Annotated in this window: 16 protein-coding genes; 5 read left to right on the top strand and 11 right to left on the bottom strand. The window is 64.7% G+C overall.

The window, feature by feature from the left end; all coding sequences use genetic code 11:
- Positions 1-205 precede the first annotated feature (205 nt).
- Both AC1D1Y_RS11260 and AC1D1Y_RS11255 read left to right on the top strand, forming a co-directional pair.
- Entirely contained in the window at positions 206-1,294 is a 1,089-nt protein-coding gene (locus AC1D1Y_RS11260) for a PA0069 family radical SAM protein (protein WP_477682421.1), read from the top strand.
- A gap of 50 nt (positions 1,295-1,344) precedes the next feature.
- On the top strand, positions 1,345-1,776 hold the full coding sequence (locus tag AC1D1Y_RS11255) for a GNAT family N-acetyltransferase (protein WP_477682420.1): 432 nt from the start codon (positions 1,345-1,347) through the stop codon (positions 1,774-1,776).
- A gap of 167 nt (positions 1,777-1,943) precedes the next feature.
- Here the strand turns inward: AC1D1Y_RS11255 and AC1D1Y_RS11250 are convergent, their stop codons facing one another.
- The 6 genes from AC1D1Y_RS11250 to AC1D1Y_RS11225 all read right to left on the bottom strand — a co-directional run bounded on the left by AC1D1Y_RS11250 (position 1,944) and on the right by AC1D1Y_RS11225 (position 8,742).
- Complete coding sequence (locus AC1D1Y_RS11250; protein ID WP_477682419.1) at positions 1,944-2,612, bottom strand: amino acid ABC transporter permease; 669 nt, start codon at positions 2,610-2,612, stop codon at positions 1,944-1,946.
- 82 nt (positions 2,613-2,694) lie between these two features.
- On the bottom strand, positions 2,695-3,477 hold the full coding sequence (locus AC1D1Y_RS11245; RefSeq protein ID WP_477682418.1) for a transporter substrate-binding domain-containing protein: 783 nt from the start codon (positions 3,475-3,477) through the stop codon (positions 2,695-2,697).
- 132 nt (positions 3,478-3,609) lie between these two features.
- Positions 3,610-5,292 carry a phosphoethanolamine transferase gene (locus tag AC1D1Y_RS11240; RefSeq protein ID WP_477682417.1) on the bottom strand — a complete coding sequence of 561 codons (1,683 nt, stop codon included), beginning with the start codon at positions 5,290-5,292 and terminating at the stop codon, positions 3,610-3,612.
- A gap of 44 nt (positions 5,293-5,336) precedes the next feature.
- Positions 5,337-6,209, bottom strand: coding sequence for an S-formylglutathione hydrolase (gene fghA / locus AC1D1Y_RS11235; protein WP_477682416.1), 873 nt, complete (start codon positions 6,207-6,209; stop codon positions 5,337-5,339).
- 5 nt (positions 6,210-6,214) lie between these two features.
- Positions 6,215-7,321, bottom strand: a complete 1,107-nt coding sequence (locus tag AC1D1Y_RS11230) for an S-(hydroxymethyl)glutathione dehydrogenase/class III alcohol dehydrogenase (RefSeq protein ID WP_477682415.1) — start codon at positions 7,319-7,321, stop codon at positions 6,215-6,217.
- 197 nt (positions 7,322-7,518) lie between these two features.
- Positions 7,519-8,742, bottom strand: coding sequence for a glycerophosphodiester phosphodiesterase (locus AC1D1Y_RS11225; RefSeq protein WP_477682414.1), 1,224 nt, complete (start codon positions 8,740-8,742; stop codon positions 7,519-7,521).
- Between the two features lie 257 nt (positions 8,743-8,999).
- Here AC1D1Y_RS11225 and AC1D1Y_RS11220 point away from each other — a divergent pair, with 257 nt between their 5' ends.
- On the top strand, positions 9,000-10,178 hold the full coding sequence (locus AC1D1Y_RS11220; RefSeq protein WP_477682413.1) for a M48 family metalloprotease: 1,179 nt from the start codon (positions 9,000-9,002) through the stop codon (positions 10,176-10,178).
- Positions 10,168-15,693 (top strand): AAA domain-containing protein, encoded by a 5,526-nt coding sequence (locus AC1D1Y_RS11215; RefSeq protein WP_477682412.1) that lies wholly within the window; start codon positions 10,168-10,170, stop codon positions 15,691-15,693. The genes AC1D1Y_RS11220 and AC1D1Y_RS11215 overlap by 11 nt, the downstream gene beginning before the upstream one ends.
- Before the next feature lie 110 nt (positions 15,694-15,803).
- Here the strand turns inward: AC1D1Y_RS11215 and dnaJ are convergent, their stop codons facing one another.
- The 4 genes from dnaJ to AC1D1Y_RS11195 all read right to left on the bottom strand — a co-directional run bounded on the left by dnaJ (position 15,804) and on the right by AC1D1Y_RS11195 (position 20,260).
- Positions 15,804-16,949 carry a molecular chaperone DnaJ gene (gene dnaJ, locus AC1D1Y_RS11210; protein WP_477654160.1) on the bottom strand — a complete coding sequence of 382 codons (1,146 nt, stop codon included), beginning with the start codon at positions 16,947-16,949 and terminating at the stop codon, positions 15,804-15,806.
- A 188-nt stretch (positions 16,950-17,137) separates the two neighbouring features.
- The gene (gene dnaK, locus AC1D1Y_RS11205; protein ID WP_477682411.1) at positions 17,138-19,081 is read right to left on the bottom strand and encodes a molecular chaperone DnaK; all 1,944 of its coding nucleotides are present in this window, start codon (positions 19,079-19,081) and stop codon (positions 17,138-17,140) included.
- Between the two features lie 158 nt (positions 19,082-19,239).
- Entirely contained in the window at positions 19,240-19,800 is a 561-nt protein-coding gene (gene grpE, locus AC1D1Y_RS11200; protein WP_477682410.1) for a nucleotide exchange factor GrpE, read from the bottom strand.
- A 124-nt stretch (positions 19,801-19,924) separates the two neighbouring features.
- Positions 19,925-20,260, bottom strand: coding sequence for a winged helix-turn-helix transcriptional regulator (locus tag AC1D1Y_RS11195; protein ID WP_477682409.1), 336 nt, complete (start codon positions 20,258-20,260; stop codon positions 19,925-19,927).
- Positions 20,261-20,392: 132 nt separating this feature from the next.
- Between AC1D1Y_RS11195 and AC1D1Y_RS11190 the strand changes: the two genes are divergently transcribed.
- Complete coding sequence (locus AC1D1Y_RS11190) at positions 20,393-20,977, top strand: carboxymuconolactone decarboxylase family protein (protein ID WP_477682408.1); 585 nt, start codon at positions 20,393-20,395, stop codon at positions 20,975-20,977.
- A gap of 9 nt (positions 20,978-20,986) precedes the next feature.
- Here the strand turns inward: AC1D1Y_RS11190 and AC1D1Y_RS11185 are convergent, their stop codons facing one another.
- The gene (locus AC1D1Y_RS11185; protein WP_477682407.1) at positions 20,987-21,688 is read right to left on the bottom strand and encodes a GntR family transcriptional regulator; all 702 of its coding nucleotides are present in this window, start codon (positions 21,686-21,688) and stop codon (positions 20,987-20,989) included.
- Between the last annotated feature and the right edge of the window lie 88 nt (positions 21,689-21,776).

The raw sequence follows: 21,776 nt of genomic DNA, 5'->3' as shown, positions 1-21,776 counted from the left end.
AATCAGTTCCATGCGCGATCAAGCCCGACGGTGAGTTTGCAGGAAGGGCTGATCCGCCTCGGCTAAGCAGTGTGGGACCCATCGCCCCAGGGGCAGGAGGGGGCGGGAAACGAAGTGCTTGATGAAAGTGGGCGGTCTGAATATACTGTACGTAAATACAGTATTTCGGGCCGATCCCATTTTGTCGGCCGGCTGTTTCCACCCCATGTCCGACGCTATCATCCCCATCCACGCCATCAAGGGCCGCGGCACTGCCACGCGCATTGCGCACCGGTTTGAGAAAGACGTGCGTGCGGCCTGGGACGACGGCTGGGGCACGCTCGAAGAAGAGGCGGCAGGCGAGGCACCACGGCCTGAGACCGAGGTCACGTTTGAGACCGCGCGCAGCGCGATCAGCAAAAACGATTCGCCTGACATCCATTTCGACTATTCGGTCAATCCTTACCGTGGTTGTGAGCACGGCTGCGTGTACTGCTATGCGCGGCCCACGCACAGCTACCTGAACCTTTCGCCGGGCCTGGATTTTGAAACGCGGCTGATCGCCAAGCGCAACATCGTCGAGGTGCTGCGCGCCGACCTGGGCAAGCGCAGCTACGTTCCCAAGCTGATCAATATCGGCTCGGCGACCGACTGCTACCAGCCGATAGAGCGCGAGCTCAAGCTGACGCGCAGCGTGATCGAGCTGATGCAAGAGGTGGGGCAGCCGTTTTCCCTGGTCACCAAGTCCAGCGGCGTGGAGCGCGACCTGGACCTGATCGCGCCCATGGCGGCCGCAAAGCTGGCCGCGATCTACGTGACCATTACCACGCTGGACGGTGAAGTGGCGCGCAAACTCGAGCCGCGCGCGGCCGCGCCGCACCGGCGCCTGCGCACCATACGCACGTTGGCCGAGCACGGCGTGCCGGTCGGTGTGAGCCTGGCGCCGCACATTCCTTTCGTCACGGAAGACATGGAGCAGGTGCTGGAAGCGGCTTGGGAGGCCGGCGCACGCTCGGCGTTTTACCATGTGATCCGGCTGCCCTGGGAGCTTGCGCCCATCTTCAAAGAGTGGCTGGAACTGCACTACCCGCAGCGCGCGGCGCGCATCATGGCGCACATCCATGAAATGCGCGGCGGCAAGGATTACGACAGCGATTTCGCGACGCGCATGAAGGGCTCGGGCCTGTGGTCCGACCTGGTGCGCCAGCGTTTTGTCAAAGCCTGCAGGCGGCTGGGCTTTAACCGCGAGCGTGTGGAGCTGGATTTGAGCCGCTTCAGGCCGCCGGGTGCCGCGGGGCAGGGTAGTTTGTTCTGAACGTATAGTGCAAGCCGTTAGATCGTAAATAGATTCCCAAGGAGTTCAGCGTGGCATTCGAATGGAGATATTCATCGGACGATGTGGACTGGGATGCCTTGTCGCATCTGTACCGCATCGCGCCCCTGGGCGAAAAGAAACCGGCAGACCTCAAGGTTGTTTTCTCCAACAGCCTGTTCAAAAGTTTTGTGTATGACGGCGGTCAGTTGATCGGTGCCGGCCGCGCACTGGCCGACGGTATGGACTGCTCTTACATCTGCGATATCGCGGTGCATCCGGACCACCAGGGCGTGGGCCTGGGCAAGGACATTGTGGCCGCGCTGGTCGGCCTGTCCAAGGGGCACAAGAAGATCATCCTTTATGCGGTGGCCGGCAAGGAGCCGTTTTATCGCAAGCTGGGCTTTCGGCGCATGCTGACTGCGATGGCGATTTTTGCGAACCAGGAGCAGGCGATGAAAAACGGTTTGATCAGCGGCGACTGAATTGGTTTTGCTCCTTCCCCCTCTGGGGGAAGGCAGGGATGGGGGCTGACGGCGCTGGATATTTCGCTGGCTTGCTTAAGGCCGCTGGCCCTCACCCTGACCCTCTCCCAGGGGGAGAGGGAACAAAGCGGGGAGAGGGAATAAACGCGCGGCCGCCGGCCCTCACGCTAACGTAAATAGCTGCGGTTCAAGCGTATCTCAAGCTTCTTCTGCAGCGTCTCAAACGACGCACTCATGGCCCAATAAATCCCCGCAGCCGCCAGGTAAAGCGGAAAGGGCTGGAAAGTGGTGGCGATCACTTCCTTGGTCGCCAGCATCAGTTCGCCGACGGCGATCACCGAGACCAGCGAGGTGTCCTTGATCAGGCTGATCAGGCTGTTGGACAGGCTGGGCACGGCCAGCCTCAGGGCTTGCGGGCCTATCACGTAGCGCAGGGTCTGTGCCTGCGTGAGGCCCAGGCTGCGGGCCGCGTTCCACTGGCCGTGCTCCACGCCGTTGATCGCGCCGCGAATCGTTTCCGACAGGTAGGCGCCCACGTTCAGGCTCAGGCCCAGGATGCCGGCGCTGATCGGGTCGAACTGTATGCCTATGCTGGGCAAGCCGAAGTAGATGACGAAGAGCTGCACCAGCAGCGGCGTGCCGCGCATGCAGCTGACGTACAGGGTCGCGAACTGTGAAAGCCCGGGCACCTTGGCCAGCCGCGTGACGGCCACGATGGTGCCGATAATGGCGCCGAAGAAAACAGACGCCACCGCCAGCAACAGCGTCCACGCCGCACCTTTGAGCATCAAGGGCAAGGCATCGCGCAGCAGGGAGGTCAAGCCGGACAAGTCCATAAGGGTCTCCACAAATAAAAACCCCGGCTCGCGAGCCGGGGTGTCAGGCGCCTGCCGAAAGAGGCGCGCGGCTGGATCGATGTTACTTCGCCACGGGCGGTTTGCTCACGTCGCGGTCAAACCACTTGGTGGAGATCTTCGCGAAGCTGCCGTCGGCCTGCAGGTCGGCCAGCGCCTTGTCGAGGGCGGCCTTGAACTTTGGGTTGTTCTTGACGAAGGGGATGCCGGATTTTTCGAGCTCGCCGACAGGCGCGCCGGGCTTGAGCGGCAGCTTGGTCTGCTTGACGATGTAGGGAATCAGCAGGCTGTCGTTGAGTGCCGCATCTATGCGGCCCAGGGCCAGGTCCTGCAGATACTCTTGCGCGCCGGGATAGGTCTTGACGTCGATGCCGCCGACTTTTTTGGCGATGTCGGCGTAGTTGGTGCCCTGGCCCAGGCCCAGCTTCTTGCCCTTGAGGTCGGCCAGCGACTTGAACTCTCGCTTTTCATCCTTGCGGATGATCAGCTGCGGGGCGGAGATGGTATAGGGCTCGGAGAAATCAAAGGTCTCCTTGCGCTTGTCGGTGATGCCGACCTGGTTGATCACCACGTCGTATTTACCGGCTTGCAAGCCGGCCAGGATGGCGCTCCATTCACTGGTCGAGAACTCGGCCTTCACGCCCAGCTTTTGCGCCAGGGCATTGGCCAGTTCCACTTCAAAACCGGCGAGCTGGCCGCCTTCCTTGTAATTGAACGGGGGATAGGTGCCTTCGAGCGCCACCTTGAGGGTGCCGCGCTGCTTGACGGTGTCCAGCAGGTCGGCTGCGCCGGCGCTGAAAGCGAGTGTGAGAAGGAGCGTGGAGGCCAGAGCCTTGCGGATATTCATATTCAGCCCTTGCATAAGAGAGTTGTTATTGAGATGCAGGTTGAATATTAAATCTGTTCGCCATGCTGGTGCATGCCGCCCCAAAAAAGCCCTACGTCGCATCCGGGTGCTCCCGGCCGGGCTTCCTAAGGCTCAGGGCTTGGCGCAGTGCGCGTAGATGTCGAGCGCTGGCTTGTAGACGCCGGTCTGCACATTCATCAGGCCCAGCACCGAGTGGAAGTAGTTGTCGTGGCTCACGGGCGCATCGAGCTGCTGCTTGAGGCAGGCTGTTGTCAGCTTCCCGCGCTGCTCGAAGCCGGGCGACAGCCAGGTGATCCAGGGCACGCGCTTTTGCACGTCGGGCGCGATGCCGTAGGGCATGCCGTGCAGGTAGAGGTTGTTCTCGCCCAGTGATTCGCCATGGTCCGCCAGGTAGAGCAGGGCGGGCGCACTGTGCGCTTCCTGCGCCTTGAGCCACTGGATGGACGAGGCCAGCAGCTGGTCGGTGTAGACGATGCTGTTGTCGTAGGCATTGAGCAGGCCTTCACGGCTGCAGCTTTGCAGTGCGTTGTCGGTGCACTCGGGCAGAAATTTTTTGGAGGCCTGTGGCGAGCGCTTGTAATAGGCCGGGCCGTGGCCGCCCATCTGGTGCATCACCACGACCACGCCTTTGGCACGCCGTTCGGCCGGCAGCGCGGCGATGCGCTCGTTGATGCCGTGCAGCATCACTTCGTCAAAACACTCGCCGCTGTCGCACAGGCCCGGCACCTTGAGCTGCACCGTGTTGACGCTGGGCACGCGGTCGCACACGCCCTTGCAGCCCGACTGGTTGTCTATCCAGAGCACGGCCAGGCCGGCGCGCTGCAACACGTCGAGCAGGCCCTCGTAGTTGGCGGGCCGCGCGTCGTAGGCCTCACGCCCGAAGTTGGAGAACATGCAAGGCACCGAGGCTGCCGTGCTGGTGCCGCAGGACCAGGCGTTGCGCTGGCTCGCGACATTCTCTTTGGCGAGCAGCGGGTTGGTGGGCCGGCCGTAGCCGTTGAGCGAGAAGTTGCCGCTGCGCGCCGTCTCGCCCAGCACCAGCAGCAGCAGCGGCGGCTTGTTTTGCACGGTGTAGCTGGCGCCCAGTTTGGCGTCTTCGCCCAGCGGCAGCACGATGGATTCATCGCGCTGGAAGGGTTTGGCCGCGATGGAGCCCAGCGCGTAAAAAGAGTTGAGCGGGTTGATCAGGTAGCGCACATGGGTGTAGTTGCGCATGACCGAGGCGATGCTCTGGAAGAACAGGAAGACCACCAGCACCAGCAGCACAGAGGCGCCGGCCAGCGTGGCGAAGTTGCCGAGCAGCTGGCGCGCGGCGCTGGCGCGCCTGACCTTCTGCCGCCACAGCAGCACCAACGGCAGCACGGCCAGCACCAGCACCGTGGCCAGCAGGCGCCAGTTCAGCAGGTCGCGGGTCTCGCGCACGTCGGTCTGCAAGGTGTTGACCATCATGGTCTTGTCGATGACCACGCCGTAGGCCATCATGAAGTAGGCACCAAAGGCCGCGGACAGCAGGAAGAGGGTGATGGCCGGCTTGAGCGTCCAGCGCCAGGCCAGCAGGCTCAGCAGGGCGGCGGCGGCCAGCGCGATCACCAGCACCAGGGCAACGCTGATGACGGCGACCTGGCCTGCGCTCAGGCCGGGCAGGCGAGCCAGCTCGCGCCACAGCGCCACATTGCACACCGTGGCGATCCAGAGGCTGGCCAGCACCACCAGCCACAGGGGCCGCATGCCGCGAAGCTGCTGGTCGGAAGGACGGGGAGAGGTGGATGCGTCGGGCGCGGGTTGCAGCGGCATAGCGCTGCATTGTATTTGCCGTGCCTTAGGGCGGGCTTATGGCCTCAAACTGCCGCGGCCAGGCCCAGCTGCCGTGCATGGTGGCGCAGGTGTTCGGCCATGAAGCTCTCGATGAAATAGTAGCCGTGGTCGTAGCCCGCATGGCGGTGCAGCGCCAGCGGCTGGCCGGCCTTGGCGCATGCGGCCTCAAACAGCTCGGGGTGCAGCTGTTCGGCGAGGAATTTGTCGGCCAGGCCCTGGTCTATGCGTATGCCGCCAGGGTAGGGCGCCGCGGGCATGAGGGCCATCAGGGCGGTGGCGTCGTGCTCAAGCCATTGCGACTCATCGCTTCCCAGGTAGCCGGTGAATGCTTTATGTCCCCAGGGGCACCGGCTGGGCGCGCAGATGGGCGCGAAGGCCGAGACCGACTTGAAAAGATCCGGATGCCTGAGCGCGAGTGTCAGCGCGCCATGGCCGCCCATCGAGTGCCCGAAGATGCCGATGCGGCTTGCATCAATCGGCAATGCACCCGCCAGCAGCGGCAGCAGTTCGCCCGTGATGTAGCTTTCCATGCGGTAGTGCCGCGTCCACGGGGCTTGCGTGGCATCGAGGTAGAAGCCGGCGCCTACGCCGAAGTCCCAGCTGTCGGCCTCGCCGGGAATGCCTGCCTCGCGCGGGCTGGTGTCGGGTGCGATCAGGGCCAGGCCCAGCTCAGCTGCCAGGCGCTGCGCGCCGGCTTTGATCATGAAGGTTTCTTCATTGCAGGTCAGGCCGGCAAGGTAGACCAGCGCGGGTACCTTGTTGCCGGCGGTGGCCTGCGGCGGCAGGTAGACCGAAAAGCGCATGGGCAGGCCGACCTCGCGCGAATCGTGCCGGTAAAAGCGCTGCAGGCCGCCGAAGCAGCCGTGTTCGCTGAGGAGTTCAGGAGTGCTCACCATGCCGCTCAATACAAGACGACACCGCGGATGGACTCTCCGCTTTTCATAAGATCGAAACCCTTGTTGATGTCCTCCAGCGGCATGGTGTGCGTGATCAGGTCGTCGATGTTGATCTTGCCTTCCATGTACCAGTCGACGATCTTGGGCACGTCGGTGCGGCCGCGCGCGCCGCCGAAGGCCGAGCCTTCCCATTTGCGGCCGGTGACGAGCTGGAAGGGCCGGGTGCTGATCTCGGCGCCGGCTTCGGCCACGCCGATGATGATGCTGCGGCCCCAGCCCTTGTGCGTGCATTCCAGCGCCTGGCGCATSACCTTGGTGTTGCCKATGCAYTCAAAGCTGTAGTCGGCACCRCCGTCGGTCAGCTGCACGATGGCGTCGACCACGTTCTCGGTTTCCTTGGGGTTGATGAAGTGCGTCATGCCGAACTTGCGTGCCATCTCCTGGCGCGCGGGGTTGATGTCGACGCCGATGATCTTGTCGGCGCCCACCATCTTCGCGCCCTGGATGACGTTGAGGCCGATGCCGCCCAGGCCGAACACCACGACGTTGGCGCCGGCTTCCACCTTGGCGGTGAAGAKCACYGCGCCTATGCCGGTGGTCACGCCGCAGCCGATGTAGCAGACCTTGTCGAASGGCGCGTCTTCRCGGATCTTGGCAAGTGAGATTTCAGGCGCGACGGTGTAGTTGCTAAAAGTGGAGGTGCCCATGTAGTGGAAGATGGGCTTGCCATCCAGGCTGAAGCGGCTGGTGGCGTCGGGCATCAGGCCCTTGCCTTGCGTGCCGCGTATCAGCTGGCATAAATTGGTCTTGCGCGACAGGCAGAACTTGCACTGCCGGCATTCGGGCGTGTAGAGCGGAATGACGTGATCGCCCTTCTTGAGCGTCGTCACGCCGGGACCGACGTCGACCACGATGCCTGCGCCTTCGTGGCCCAGGATGGCCGGGAAGATGCCTTCGGGGTCGGCGCCCGAGAGCGTGTAGTAGTCGGTGTGGCAGATGCCGGTGGCCTTGATCTCGACCAGCACCTCCCCGAATTTCGGGCCTTGCAGGTCCACGGTTTCAATGGTCAGGGGCTGGCCTGATTTCCAGGCGACGGCGGCTTTGGTTTTCATGGTGCGGGTGCTTGCGTTAGGGGTGGGCGAAAGGGCGTTGCGCGCTGCGTAAGGCACTATAAGCCAGTCCCTTCGCCCGCGGCCCGGAAGATGTTTCATTTTGAGAAAACCCCGGGGCGCCGGCCCGAATGAAAAAGCCGCCTGGCTCCCCGAAAAGAGCGCAGGCGACTGGCGCTGCTTGAAAGCGCGGCAGGCTTTTAGCGGCCGGCTTCTTTCAGGTACTGCGTGCGCGCGGCAATGGCGGTATCGGTGAAGTCGGTGAACACACCGTCCACGCCGGCGCGGTAGAAAGCCAGGTACTCGGCCTTGGGGTCGCCCTGGTAGTCGGTGGCCAGGCGGCGCGACTCGTTGCGGAAAGTGAAGGGGTGGACGAAGAGGCCGGCCTTGTGCGCATCGGCCACCAGGCTGGTGGCGGGCTGGGAGTTGGAGTCCGCATCGTTGAGCTTGCCGTCGCGGTTGATGTCGACCTGCTTGCCGTCGGTGCCTATGGTGCCCTTGGTGCTGATGATGTAGCGCTTCCACGGGCCTATGCCGTCGGCATAGGTCTTGATCTCGGCCAGGCCTGCGGGCGTGACCATGGCGTCGAAGAAACGTTTGTCGCCGGCGATGGTCCAGTCATAGGGGCGGTCGCTGGGCAGCGCAAAGGTGACGCGGCCGGTTTTGGGGTCTATGCCGTCGCCGTCGATCAGCTGGATCAGGCGCGTGTTCAGGCCCTTGCTCTTCATGTACTTGAGGCTGCCGGGTTCGAAGGACTGCACGTAGATGGGCGCGGTCTTGCTGTTCCAGCCGGCGGCGTTGATGATGGCGATCAGTTTGTCTTCCATCGGCAGGCCGCGTTCGCGGAAGTAGGTCGGGTTCTTGGTCTCGGGGTAGATCGCGATGCTGCGGCCGGTCTTGATGGACTGGGCCTTGGCCAGGTCCACGACTTCCTGGAAGGTCGGTACCTTGTACTGGCCGTTGAACTGCTGGGGGCGCTCGGCATCGGTCGAGATGGCGCCCAGGGTGCGGATTTCCGCCAGCGTGAAGTCATCGCTGAACCAGCCGGTCTGTGTCTCGCCGTCGACCTTGATGGTTTTTTTGCGCGAGGCGAATTCAGGGTGTTTGGCCACGTCGGTGCTGAAGGCCAGGTTGGGGTCGTGGCGCGTCATCAGCACGCCGTCCTTGGAGACGATCAAGTCCATCTCGATCACGTCGGCGCCGAGCTCGATGGCGCGCACATAGGCTTCCAGTGTTTCTTCCGGCACATAGCCGGAAGCGCCGCGGTGGGCGATGACCAGGGGCGCCTTGCCGTCGAGTGTGGAGAGGCCGGCTTGCGAGGGCGTGCCCGAGGAGGTGCAGGCGGCCAGCAGCACGCTGCTGCAGATGAGGGCGAGCAAGGCGCCTTGCTTGAAGTTGAAGGCCTTGCGGGTCGATACGGTCATGGGTGCTTCCCTGAGTTAAAAGGCTGATCGTAGGCACGCGATGACGACATCCATGTGACAAGGTGTTCGGCGACGTTCGCAAAACAACACCGGCCTCGCTTCATCTGGGCAAAAAAGCCCAAACAGGTCGGTATTTTGGCGTCTGAAGGAGGAGGGGATCGGGCGCTGAAGAAGCCCTTCTGCTGCAATAATAGCCACGGAGGTCAGGGATGCAGCAAGAGAGTTCAATCAATATCTCGCCGGGAGCTGGCGCACTCGTGCCTCTTCCCTACCATGAGGCGGTGGTCGGCTACCTCAAGGCGCACGAGCCGGAAGTCTGGGCCTGGGCCCGTTCCGCCAGGTCGCGCGAAGAGCATGCCCAGGCGGTCCGCGAAGAATTGCTCAAGCAGGCCTATCGCCTCGACGCCGCCACCTACCCCGACTTGCACCAGGCCGCCACCGCGGCGGCGGCCCGGCTCGGGCTCGAGGTGCCGATCACGCTCTACCAGGGCAGTGACGGCCAGATCAATGCCTGCCTCTACTTTCTGGTCGGCGAGGCGCATGTGGTGTTCTCCGGGCCGCTGCTCGACCGTCTCACGGGCTCTGAGGTCGAGGCGGTGCTGGGACACGAGCTGGCGCATTACAAGCTCTGGAGCGAAGACGGCGGCATCTACCACGCGGCGGACCGCGTCCTCGAGGCGACCGCCGCCCACCCCGGTGCGACGCCCGCGCAACTGCAGACCAACCGCCTGTTCCGCCTTTTCACCGAAGCCTATGCCGACCGCGGCGCGGTGGTCGCGAGCGGTTCGGTCGAAGCGGCCGTTGCCGCGCTCGTGAAGTCGGCGACGGGCCTCAGCACGGTGAGCGGCGCGAGCTATCTCGCGCAAGCGGCCGAGGTGGTCGCCAGGGAGTCGGCCGCGTCTTCGCAGGCCAGCCACCCTGAATCCTTTCTGCGCGCCCATGCGCTGGGTCTTTGGGCCGGCGGCGATGCGCAGGCCGAATCCTGGCTCGATGCCGCGCTTCGTGGCCCGCTGAGCCTGGACCAGGCCGATTGGGTTGCCCAGTTGCAACTCGAATCGCTCACGCGCCGCGCGCTCGCGGCGATGCTGCGGCCGGCCTGGATGCGAACCGAAGCCACCCTGGCCCATGCGCGCAGGTTTTTTCCCGACTTCGGGGCTGACGACAAAGCGGACGACTCCCTCGCGCAGGAGCTGGCCGCGGCCCCGGGGTGCGCCGGCTATGTCAGCGCCTTGTTGATCGACATCGCCACCAGCGACCGCGCGATGGAAGATGTCGCGCTCGCCTGGGTGCTCGAACTGGGCGACGCCTGGAAGGTCGGCGACCAGCTGCAGGCACGCATGCTGAAGGATCTCAGGATGCCGAAGCGGCAAATCAACAAACTCAGGCAGGGCGCGCGTGCCCTGCTGGACAAGACCGAAAAAAACCATGTCGGATGACCTCCCCTTTATCCAGTTGCTCGAGGCGGGCGCCTCGCGTGGCGGACTCCAGACCGAGGACGTGCTCGCGCTCGTGCTGCCCCTGTTTCGGGAAGTCGCCGGCCTCCATGCCGACGAAAAAATAGCCGACCTGGGCGACCCGCGCAGCGTGGCGGTAAGTGAAGTCGGCACGCTGGGCCTGCGCGACCCGCAAGGCCATGCCGCTCGCGAACATCGCGACGCCGTGGAGAAGTTGCAGGCACCGGTGTCCTCCGTGCTGCAAGTGGTCGGGGAAAGCCGCGTCACGCAGGACCCGGTCGATTACACGTCCGAGGACCTCCTCGTCGCCAATGCGCCGACGGCTGAAGCGTTGACCCGGCCGGTGTACCTGCCGGGCTACCGTTGCTGGGAGCAGGTGGTGGGCCATCACGACGCCGTCACCGACATCTTCTGCCTCGGGCAGGTGCTCGCGAGCCTTTCCTGCGACCTCGACTTCACCGACGAGGACGATGTGCGCTCGTTCGCGCGCCACCGGAACAACCTGTTCGAGCTCCAGCCTCGGCTGCACCCGGTGGTCGCAAGCATCATCGTCGAGATGACGGAGCTCGACCGGCGGCGGCGCGCCAAGGACCTGGCCTCGCTGATCACCCGCCTGGAAACCTATCGCGAGCAACCGCAGGACCTGGCGATCGTGCGGGTGCTCGCGGGCCAGACCGGCGAGGCGCGCCAGCAGCGCGCCGTGCAGGCGCACCTGCGTGACCGCCTGTTCGACCTTTCGCGGCGCAACCGCCTGCTGCATTTCCGGCCGACGCAGTCTTCGGTGAACCTCACGGTCGCGAGTGTGCCGCTCGTGGTCGACATGAAAAATATCCGGCTCGACCAACTCTGCGTCTGGGGCGGAAAGTTCGCCGCGGCCGTCGGCGGCGGCGACAAGGTGTTGCTGGCCAACTGGCTGCGCTTCGAGGACCAGCCTTACTTGCCGAGCGCGCTCGACCGCATCATGCAGGAGGACCGCCGGGACCGCACCGAATTCGGCCTTTCGCAGCTTTCGCTGGTGCTCGCTTTCTTTCGCTGGCACAACCTCAAGGAGGCGAAGGACGAGCGCATCATGTCCCCGCTCCTGCTGTTGCCGGTCGAGCTGACGCGCAAGAAGGGTGTGCGCGACCAGTACGTGCTGCAGGCCCAAGCACCGGACGCGGAGGTCAACCCGGTGCTGCGCCACCAGCTGCGCCTGGTCTATGGGATAGAGCTGCCCGAAACCGTGGATTTGACCGATGAGGCCCTCGCGGCGTTTCATCGCTCGCTGCAGGCCAGCATCGCGGCCAGCGAGCCGGGGGTGCGGCTCAACCTGGTCGACAAGCCGGAGATTGAACTGATCCACCAGCGGGCGCGCCAGCGGCTCGAACAATTCCGCCGCCGGCGCCGCAACGTGCCCGCGCGTGCCGCGGCGCCGTCCGCGCTGGATACCGACTACAGCTATGCCGAGGACGACTTCCGCCCGCTCGGGCTCAAGCTTTTCCACGAACGCGTGCGGCCCGCCGCGTTGCCGCTGCGCGATGCGCTCGGCGCCGCGCCGGTTCCGCGCCACCCTAACGTGGCGCCGGCCGCCGCCGGGGAGGACGAACGGACGACCTTCGCGCTGCGCGAGCGTACCGGCAATCCCTATGAATGGGACCTTGACCTCACCTCGGTGACGCTGGGCAACTTCAACTACCGGAAGATGTCGCTGGTGCGCGACTACAACGCACTGGTCGAAGGCGACATCGCCAACGAAGCATTCAAGCGCGTGTTCTCGCTCAAGCCGCGCGCCCTGGAAGACCGGCCCGTCGAGCCGATTCCGCTGCCCGACCGCTGGACGGTGGTGCCCGCCGATGCGACGCAGATGGCCGCCGTCGCGCTGGCCCGCTCGGGCGAGAGCTACATCATCCAGGGCCCGCCGGGCACCGGAAAATCGCAGACCATCACCAACCTCATCGCCGACCAGGTGGGGCGCGGCAAGCGCGTGCTGTTTGTCTGCGAGAAGCGCGCCGCCATCGACGTGGTGTTCCACCGGCTGCGGCAGCAACGGCTCGACGAGCTGTGCTGCATGATCCACGACTCGCAGACGGACAAAAAGGGCTTTGTGCTCGACCTCAAGCAGACCTACGAGCAGTGGCTCGCCAATGCCGATGTCTCCGAGGAGCTGATGCGGCAGCGCGCGCGGGTCGCGGAGCTGGTGCAGGAGGATCTGTCGGCACTCGAACGTTTCGACGCCGCGATGCGCTCGGGCGGCGATCCGGCAAGCCTCTCGGCGCATGCGCTGCTGCGGCGCCTGGTGGCGCTCGCGCCGTACGCGGCCGAACTGCCCGCCGCGGCCGCCGAGGCGCTGCCGGACTACGCGGCGTGGCAGGCCCATGCCGGGCTGGCGTTGCGAATCGGCCAGGTGCTGCAGGAGGTTTTTGGCGTATCCGCGCTGGCGGACCATGTGTTCGCGCGCCTGAGCGACGGGCTGGTGCGTGCGGAGCAGCCTTTGGGCACGGTGTTGCGCTTCGTCGACACGGCCGAGCCGATGATCGACGCGATTGCCGATGCGCTGGCTTCGCTATGGCCCGAGGCGGAAAGCCTCGAGTGGGCGGCGTTGAAGCGGCTGGCGGATTTTTCGCGCCGCTTGACGGCGCTCGGCGACAGCGCGTTTCATGGCTTGCTGGATGCTCAAAGCGACGCGGCTAAGGCCTTCGAGAGCGAACGCGCCGGCATCAATGGGCATGCCCGGAAACTCGCTCAGGCGCAGGCGCTGACAGTCAATTGGCGGCGCAAACTCACATCGGCCGATACGGCGCAGGCGCTGGCCCAGGCGAGCGCGCAGGAAGCTTCCGCGCTGCGCTGGCTCTCGCCGTCGTGGTGGCGCTTGCGCGGTGTGCTGAACGCGCACTACGACTTCAGCGCGCATGCGGTGAAGCCGAAATTCGCGCGGCTGTTGACTGAGCTCTCCCAGGAGCATGAGGCGGCAGAGCAACTGGATGCCGCTCGCGCCCGCTTCGCCGGGCACTATGGCACGCCCGAGGCCGACACCTACGCCGATGAATTGCAGGCGCTGCGCACGGACATGCAGGCGCATGCGTCGCTGCGCGGTTTCTCGCAGGCGCTGGCAGCCACCGGCTCGCGGATCTCACCCGAAGGCCTCACGGACCTGGTGGCGAAGATCGACGGGCTCGGCTCGGTGCTGGCTTCATCCCTGCGCGACATCGACGCCCTGCCGCTCGACGGACTCGGCGAGCTGGTGCGCGACCTGCGCGAGTGCGCCGACAGCCTGCCCGAAGTCTTGCCGCTGCTGCGCGAGTTGACCGACGCCAACCCGGCGTTCGCCGCCGCCTTGCACCTCGTCGCGTTGCCGCCCGCCGGCATCGAGTACGTCATCGCGCGCGAAAGCCTTGAGCGGATTTACCGCAAGGAGCGCTGGCTGCCGCGCTTCGACGCCGCCGCGCTGGCCCGCCATGCGGAACGCATAGGCCTCGGCGAAAAGCAGTTGCTGGAGCTCAACGCCGACGTGGCCCGGGCGCTTGTGCGCCAGCGTTTTCGCGAGAACGTGCGGCGCTCGATGCTTGCGGCTTCGCAGCTCGACGAGGGCGGCAAGCAGTTCAAGAAGTCGTACTCCGCCGGCCGCCGCGAACTGGAGCATGAGTTCGGCAAGACGATGCGATACAAGTCCATTCGCGAACTGGCGAGCGGCGACACCGGCCGTGTCGTGCGCGACATGAAGCCGATCTGGCTCATGAGTCCGCTGTCGGTGTCCGACACCTTGCCCATGTCGGGCAAGGATTTTGACGTCGTGATTTTCGATGAGGCCAGCCAGATTCCGGTGGAGGAGGCGGTGCCGGCGCTGTACCGCGCGCCGCAGGTGATCATCGTCGGCGACGAGATGCAACTGCCGCCCACGAGCTTCTTCTCCTCGAACCGGGACGAGCAGGATGAAAGCATTTCGGTGGATGGGGACGAAGGCGAGCGGCTCTCGGTCGTGCTCGACGCGGACAGCCTGCTCAACCAGGGCGCGCGCAACCTGCCCGCGACGCTGCTTGCCTGGCACTACCGCAGCCGCTCGGAATCACTGATCGGTTTCTCGAACGCGGCGTTTTACGGCGGCAACCTGTACACGATTCCCGACCGGGCCTACACCGCCGCGGGCCAGTCGGATGTGGTCGTGCGTGACACCTCGTCAGCGGACGTGGCGCAAGCCGGCGCGGCCGCGCTGCTTTCGCGTCCGGTCAGCTTTCACCATCTGCCCGATGCCGTGTACGCCGAGCGCTCCAACCTCGACGAGGCCGGCTACATCGCGCGCATGACGCGCGAGCTGCTCACGCGGGAGGGACATCCGAGCATCGGGATCGTGGCTTTCTCCGAGGCGCAACAGAGCGAGATCGAGTCGGCGCTCGAGGCCTTGTCCGCCGTCGACGCGGATTTCGCCGCGCGGCTCGAAGCCGAGTATGTCCGCGAGGAAGACGACCAGTTCTGCGGACTCTTTGTCAAAAACCTCGAAAATGTGCAGGGCGACGAGCGCGACATCATCATCCTGAGCATTTGCTACGGACCGGGCCCGGCACCTGCGCGCAAGATGCTGATGAACTTCGGCCCGATCAACCAGCGCGGCGGCGAGAAGCGCCTGAACGTGATCTTCAGCCGGGCGCGGCACCACATGGCGGTCGTCACGTCGATCCGGCACGAGTCGATCACCAACGATTACAACGATGGCGCCGCGGCACTCAAGCAGTTTCTCCGGTATGCGGAGCATTTGTCGCACGGGCAGGCGCAGCTCGCGCAGAGCGTGCTCGAGGCGATGAACCCGGCGACACGCAGCGCGCTCGGCGGGCGGCGCCAGCCGGAGGATGTCATCGAGCAGCTCGCGCAGGCCTTGCGTGAGCGCGGGCATGTGGTGGACACGCATGTGGGGCAGTCGCGGTTTCGCTGCGAGCTGGCGCTGCGCGACGGCGAGAGCGGGCTTTATCGCCTGGGTGTGCTCGTCGACACCGAGGCGCAGTACGGCAGCGGCGACGTGCATGAGCGTTATGTCTCGCGGCCGCGGATTCTCGGTTCGTTCAACTGGCACACCGTGCAGGTTCTCTCGAAGGACTGGTTCCACCAACCCGAAGCCGTGATCGAGCAGATTCAGCGGGCGCTGCGTGATGGGCCGTCCAGCGCGCATTCGGAGGCGGACCTTCAGCCGCTCACGGCGGCGCCGGCGGACGCGGCCGAGGGACAGGCTTTGCCAGCCGTGGCGCTGGCGCTTGCCGGCGAACCGGCGCCGGCTGCCTCGCCGCTGCCTTCAGTCCCCTCCGGTGGGCCGGTGATGCGGCGGTTCGAGCACACGGAGGGCGGCTCGCGCAAGTTCTGGTCGATAGGCCGAAAGGAAATGGACGTTGTGGTCTGCTATGGCCGCATCGATACCCGGGGCCAGACGCAGATCAAATGTTTCGACAGCGAGTCGCGCGCGGAGCGCGAGGTGCAGAAGCTGGTCGCGGAGAAGCTGCGCAAGGGCTATACGGAGGTGGCGGGCTCCGCGTGAAGCCCTGCGGGCCTTCGTAACAGGGCTGGGCGGCGATATCCTCAGGAATCGCCGCCCCTTGCGCGGCCCGTCGAGACTGGCAGTCCCGGGGGGCGCAAGGGTGCGCACGATCAGGCGCTGAAGAAACTCTTCAGTTTGTCGGCCCAGCCTTCTTCGCTCGGCGAATGCTTGGCGCCGCCTTTTTTCAGCGACTCGTCAAGCTCCTTGAGCAGCTTGCGCTGGTGCTCGGTAAGCTTGACCGGCGTTTCCACCGTGATGTGGCAGTACAGGTCGCCGGGGTAGCTGGAGCGCACGCCCTTGATGCCCTTGCCGCGCAGGCGGAACTGCTTGGCGGCCTGGGTGCCTTCGGGGATGTCGATGGCGGCCTTGCCGGCCAGTGTCGGCACTTCGATCTCGCCGCCCAGCGCCGCCGTGGTGAAGCTGATGGGCACGGCGCAGTGCAGGTCGTCGCCGTCGCGCTCGAAGATGTCGTGCTTCTTCAGGCGAATCTCGATGTAGAGGTCGCCGGGCGGGCCGCCGTTGGTGCCGGGCTCGCCGTTTCCGGTGGAGCGTATGCGCATGCCGTCGTCGATGCCCGCGGGGATCTTGACTTCCAGCGTCTTGTTGTTCTTGGTCTTGCCCACGCCGTGGCAGGTCACGCAGGGTTCGGGAATCAGCTTGCCCGTGCCCTTGCACTGCGGGCAGGTCTGCTGCACGCTGAAAAAGCCCTGGCGCATCTGCACCACGCCGTGGCCGTGGCAGGTGGTGCAGGTCACCACCTTGGTGCCGGGCTTGGCGCCGCTGCCGTGGCAGGTGTTGCAGTCGTCCCAGCTCGGGATGCGGATCTGTGCCTCTTTGCCGTGGGCCGCTTCCTCGAGCGTGATCTCCATGGCGTAGCTGAGGTCGCCGCCGCGGTAGACCTGGCGGCCGCCGCGCTGCTGGCCGCCGCCGCGCTGGCCGCCGAACACGTCGCCGAAGATGTCGCCGAAGGCCTCGGCAAAACCGCCGAAGCCCTCCGCGCCGGGACCGCCGCGCATGTTGGGGTCCACGCCCGCGTGGCCGTACTGGTCGTAGGCGGCGCGCTTGTTCTCGTCGGAGAGCATCTCGTAGGCCTCTTTGGCCTCCTTGAATTTTTCCTCGGCGACCTTGGACGCATCCCCCTGGTTGCGGTCGGGGTGGTGCTTCATCGCGAGCTTGCGATACGCTTTTTTGATGTCCTCGTCACTGGCGTTCTTGGGGACGCCCAGTGTGTCGTAATAGTCTTTTTTTGTTGCCATGGCAGCTCAGGGTCTTCGTCGTTGATCGGGTCGGCGTCAGCCGGCAGGCGCTGGCATTGGCGGTATCGGCAGATGTACAAAAGCGGAAAGCCGGGATGGCTCCCGGTTTCCGCCTTGTGCACCTGATTGTGCCGTCTGCGCGTGCATGCAGTTATCGCGCCAATGCAGGGCTTGTTGCCAACAGGTCCTTAACCCTTCTTGACTTCCTTGACCTCAGCGTCCACGACATTGTCGTCTGCCGGCTTGGCCTCGGCCTGCGCGGCACCCGCGGCGCCCGCGTCACCGCCGGTTGCCGCCTGCGAAGCCTGCATGTCGGCGTACATTTTTTCGCCGAGTTTCTGGCTGGCTTCCATCAGGGCCGTGTTCTTGGCGTCGATGGCGGCCTTGTCGTCGCCCTTGAGCGCCTCTTCCATGTCCTTGATAGCAGTCTCGATCTTTTCCTTCTCGCCGGCTTCGAGCTTGTCGCCGTATTCGCCCAGCGATTTCTTCACGCTGTGCACCATGGCTTCGGCGTTGTTCTTGGCGGTCACGAACTCGACCTTCTTCTTGTCTTCTTCGGCGTTCAGCTCGGCGTCTTTCACCATCTGCTGGATTTCAGCTTCGGACAGGCCCGAGTTGGCCTTGATGGTGATCTTGTTTTCCTTGCCGGTGCCCTTGTCCTTGGCGCCCACGTGCAGGATGCCGTTGGCGTCGATGTCGAAGGACACTTCAATCTGCGGCGTGCCGCGTGATGCCGGCGGAATGCCCTCGAGATTGAACTCGCCCAGCGCCTTGTTGCCCGAGGCGATTTCGCGTTCGCCCTGGAATACCTTGATGGTCACGGCCGGCTGGTTGTCTTCGGCGGTTGAGAAGGTCTGTGCGAACTTGGTCGGGATGGTCGTGTTCTTCTTGATCATCTTGGTCATCACGCCGCCCATGGTTTCGATGCCCAGGGACAGCGGGGTGACGTCGAGCAGCAGCACGTCGGTGCGGTCGCCGGACAGGACCTGGCCCTGGATGGCGGCGCCCACGGCGACGGCTTCGTCGGGGTTCACGTCCTTGCGCGGTTCCTTGCCGAACAGTTCTTTGACCTTTTCCTGCACCTTGGGCATGCGGGTCTGGCCGCCGACCAGGATCACGTCATGGATGTCGGCCGCGCTGACACCGGCGTCCTTCATGGCCATTCGGCAGGGGGCCATGGTGCGCTCGATCAGTTCGTCGACCAGGCTTTCGAGCTTGGCGCGGGTCAGCTTGACCAGCAGGTGCTTGGGGCCGGTCGCGGGGTCGTGCGCGATGTAGGGAATGTTGACTTCGGTCTGCGGGCTGTTGGACAGCTCGATCTTGGCCTTCTCGGCGGAGTCTTTCAGGCGCTGCAGGGCGACCACGTCCTTGGACAGGTCGATGCCGCTGTCCTTCTTGAACTCGGCCACGATGTAGTCGATGACGCGCTGGTCGAAGTCTTCGCCGCCCAGGAAGGTGTCGCCGTTGGTCGACAGCACTTCAAACTGCTTTTCGCCGTCGACGTCGGCGATCTCGATGATGGAGATGTCGAAGGTGCCGCCGCCCAGGTCATACACGGCGATCTTGCGGTCGCCCTTTTCCTGCTTGTCCAGGCCGAAGGCCAGGGCTGCCGCGGTGGGCTCGTTGATGATGCGCTTGACTTCGAGGCCGGCGATGCGGCCGGCGTCCTTGGTGGCCTGGCGCTGTGCGTCGTTGAAGTAGGCGGGCACGGTGATCACGGCGTCGGTGACGGGTTCGCCGAGGTAGTCTTCGGCGGTCTTCTTCATCTTGCGCAGGATGTCGGCGCTGACTTGCTGGGCCGAGATCTTCTTGCCGCGCACTTCCACCCAGGCGTCGCCGTTGTCAGCGGCCACGATGGCGTAGGGCATCAGCGCGATGTCCTTYTGGACTTCTTTTTCGCTGAACTTGCGGCCGATCAGGCGCTTGACGGCGTAGAGCGTGTTCTTGGGGTTGGTCACGGCCTGGCGCTTGGCGGATGCGCCGACCAGCACTTCGCCGTCTTCCTGGTAGGCGACGATGGAAGGGGTGGTGCGCACGCCTTCCGAGTTCTCGATGACGCGGGGCGTGTTGCCCTCCATGATGGACACGCAGCTGTTGGTGGTGCCCAAGTCAATGCCGATGATTCTTCCCATGATGATTTACTCCTGCTTTTTTGATTCGTGAAAGATTGAAAGTGGGGTGGCCGGGGTTTCAGACCCCTGGCCGCTGTGAACGACTATGTTGATAACTTGTGGGTAAGTTGGTGGGCTTCAAGGGCCTCAACATGGTTTTGCATTCAGTTTGTTGTGGATTATTTGGGGGCTGCCACCGTCACCAGGGCGGGGCGCAGTACGCGCTCGGCGATCAGGTAGCCTTTTTGCAGCACGCTGACCACGGTGTTGGCTTCCTGGTCGGCCGGCACCATGCTGATGGCCTGGTGCTGGGCGGGGTCGAATTTGGTGCCGGCGGCGGGGTCGATTGCCACGACCCGGTTGCGCTCGAGCGCGCTCTTGAGCTGCTTGAGCGTGGCTTCGGCGCCTTCACGGATCTGCTCGGGCGTGGCTTCCTTGATGGCCAGGCCGGCTTCCAGGCTGTCGGCCACGGGCAGCAGGCTTTCGGCGAAGCTTTCGAGCGCGAACTTGCGGGCCTTGGCCACGTCCTCGTCGGCACGGCGGCGGGCGTTTTCGGTCTCGGCCTTGGCGCGCAGGTAGCTGTCGGACAGCTCGGTGTTTTTGGCCTGCAGGGTGGCGACTTCGGCCTGCGCCACGGTCAGCGCGTCAAACTCGTTGGCGGCTTGCGCCGCTTCGAGTTCCTCGGGGCTGGGTTCGCCGCTAAGGGGTTGATTTTGTTCGGGTTGTTTGTTTTCAGACATGCGAAGCAACAGGGTTGGTGTTGGTAAGGTTCCCAACTGGGGATGGCAAAGCCCTTTTCAAGACAAGGGCTTCGGTTTGGATTACGAAATTTTTGGCAGCGCGAGGTACGGCGGCCGGATTGGCTTATGCGTCCTGGGCGGCCCATTCTTCTGCCCACTGGTGGAGCGGTTTGAGCTTGTGCAGCAGTCCGCTGCCCGTGGCGGTGAGGATGTAGCCGCCGCTTGCGAGTTCCACAAGCCGCGCCTCGCGCAACTCCTTGAGCCGGTCGTTCATGACCGAAGGCGACATGTTTCCGGCATTTGCTGCCAATTGCCGGAAGCTTTGCGCCTGCCCATCACGCAGTTCCCACAGCAGGCGCAGCGTGCCGCGCCGGCCCAGCAGGTCCAGCAGAGCCATCACGGGCCTGCCCGTGGTGGAGCCGCGAACCGGTTTGCCGGGAAGGGGGAGCGTGGACGTCATGCCCCGGATTGTAGGGGCTGCGCCTGTCGTGTCGGCGACGATTGCTACGGAATGCGTAGCGATATAGTGGGCAATCGCTACGAAATCCGTAGCGATTGGAATCCCCTCAATCCACCCGAAAGCTTTGACACCATGACAAACACCACGGCAACTACAGCACCTCTTCCCCGCATCGCGCCCCTGCAGCCGCCTTACACCCCCGAGCAGGATGAGCTCCTCAAGAAAATCACGCCGCCCGCGGCGCCGAATGTGCTGGCGCTTTTCCGGGTGCTCGCCGTCAACCCCAGGCTGCTGGAGCGCATGCCCTCATGGGGCGGCTACCTGCTCGGCTCCAGCGCCAGCCTGCCCCTGCGGGACCGCGAGGTGGTGATCAACCGCGTCTGCGCGCGCTGCGGGGCGGAGTATGAATGGGGCGTGCACGTCACCGCCTTCGGCCGGGCCGCGGGTTTCAGCGACGCCGACAACGCCGCGATTGCCGACCCGGCCTCGGGCGGGCAGGGCCTGGAGCAGCGCGACGGCCTGTTGCTGCGGCTGGTGGATGAGCTGCACGACAGCAGCACGGTCAGCGATGCGCTGTGGCAGGAACTGGCTGGGCTCTGGTCGGCGCCGCAACTGATTGAGCTGCTGATGTTGGCCGGCTGGTACCACGCGATCAGCTATGTGTGCAATGCGGCCCGAGTGCCGCTGGAGCCCTGGGCGGCGCGCTGGCCGCGTTGATCAAAAAGCTCAGGCCGCAGGAAGTTTCTGCATGCGCGCCATCAGCTCGCGCTTGTTGTCGCGGCTGCGGTGGGCGTGCTCGCGCATCAGCGCTTCGGCGCGTGCGCCTTCGCCGGCCAGCAGCGCGGCCAGCACGTCTTCATGGTCGCTTTGGGCGCGCTGGATATAGCCGAACTCCAGCAATGGCAAGGCGCCATTCAGGCTCAGCGCGCCGGCGCCGGCCATCGGGGTCTTGCTGACATGCGCCAGCGCCGAGGCCAGCGTGCTGTTGCCGGCGGCCTCTACCAGCGCTGTGTGAAAGCGCGCGTTCATGGGCACCCAGCGGGCCGCGTCGATCACGTGGCCGGCGGCCTCGGCTTTCTCCAGCAGCAAGCGGCCTTCATCAATGCAGGCCTGCAGTTCGGCCCGGGTGTCGGGGCTGAGGCCGCGCTCGGCCGTCTGCCGTGCCGCCATGCCTTCGAGCACGCCGCGCACGTCGACCGCATTGGCGATCTCGTCCACACTGAACTGGCGCACGCGAAAGCCGCGCGTCGGCAGGCGTTCCAACAGGCCTTCCTTTTCAAGCTCGCCAAGCGCGATGCGTATGGGTGTGCGCGACACGGCCAATTGGGCCGAAAGCTCCAGCTCCACCATGCGCTCGCCGGGCGCCGCCTGGCCGCTGAGGATTTGTCGCCTTAATTCATTTGTGGTGTAGTCGATCTGTGAGGACATGCGGTAGATGTAAAGTTGATTGATTATTGCATGCAATATTTTGGTTAATAAGGGTTAACTAGAGGATTGTTGGTGCTATTGCGTGCAA

Source organism: Polaromonas sp. P1_G1 (assembly GCF_056405595.1).
The sequence above is the reverse complement of the archived record's forward strand: the minus strand, read 5'-3'. Positions and strand labels throughout refer to the sequence as shown.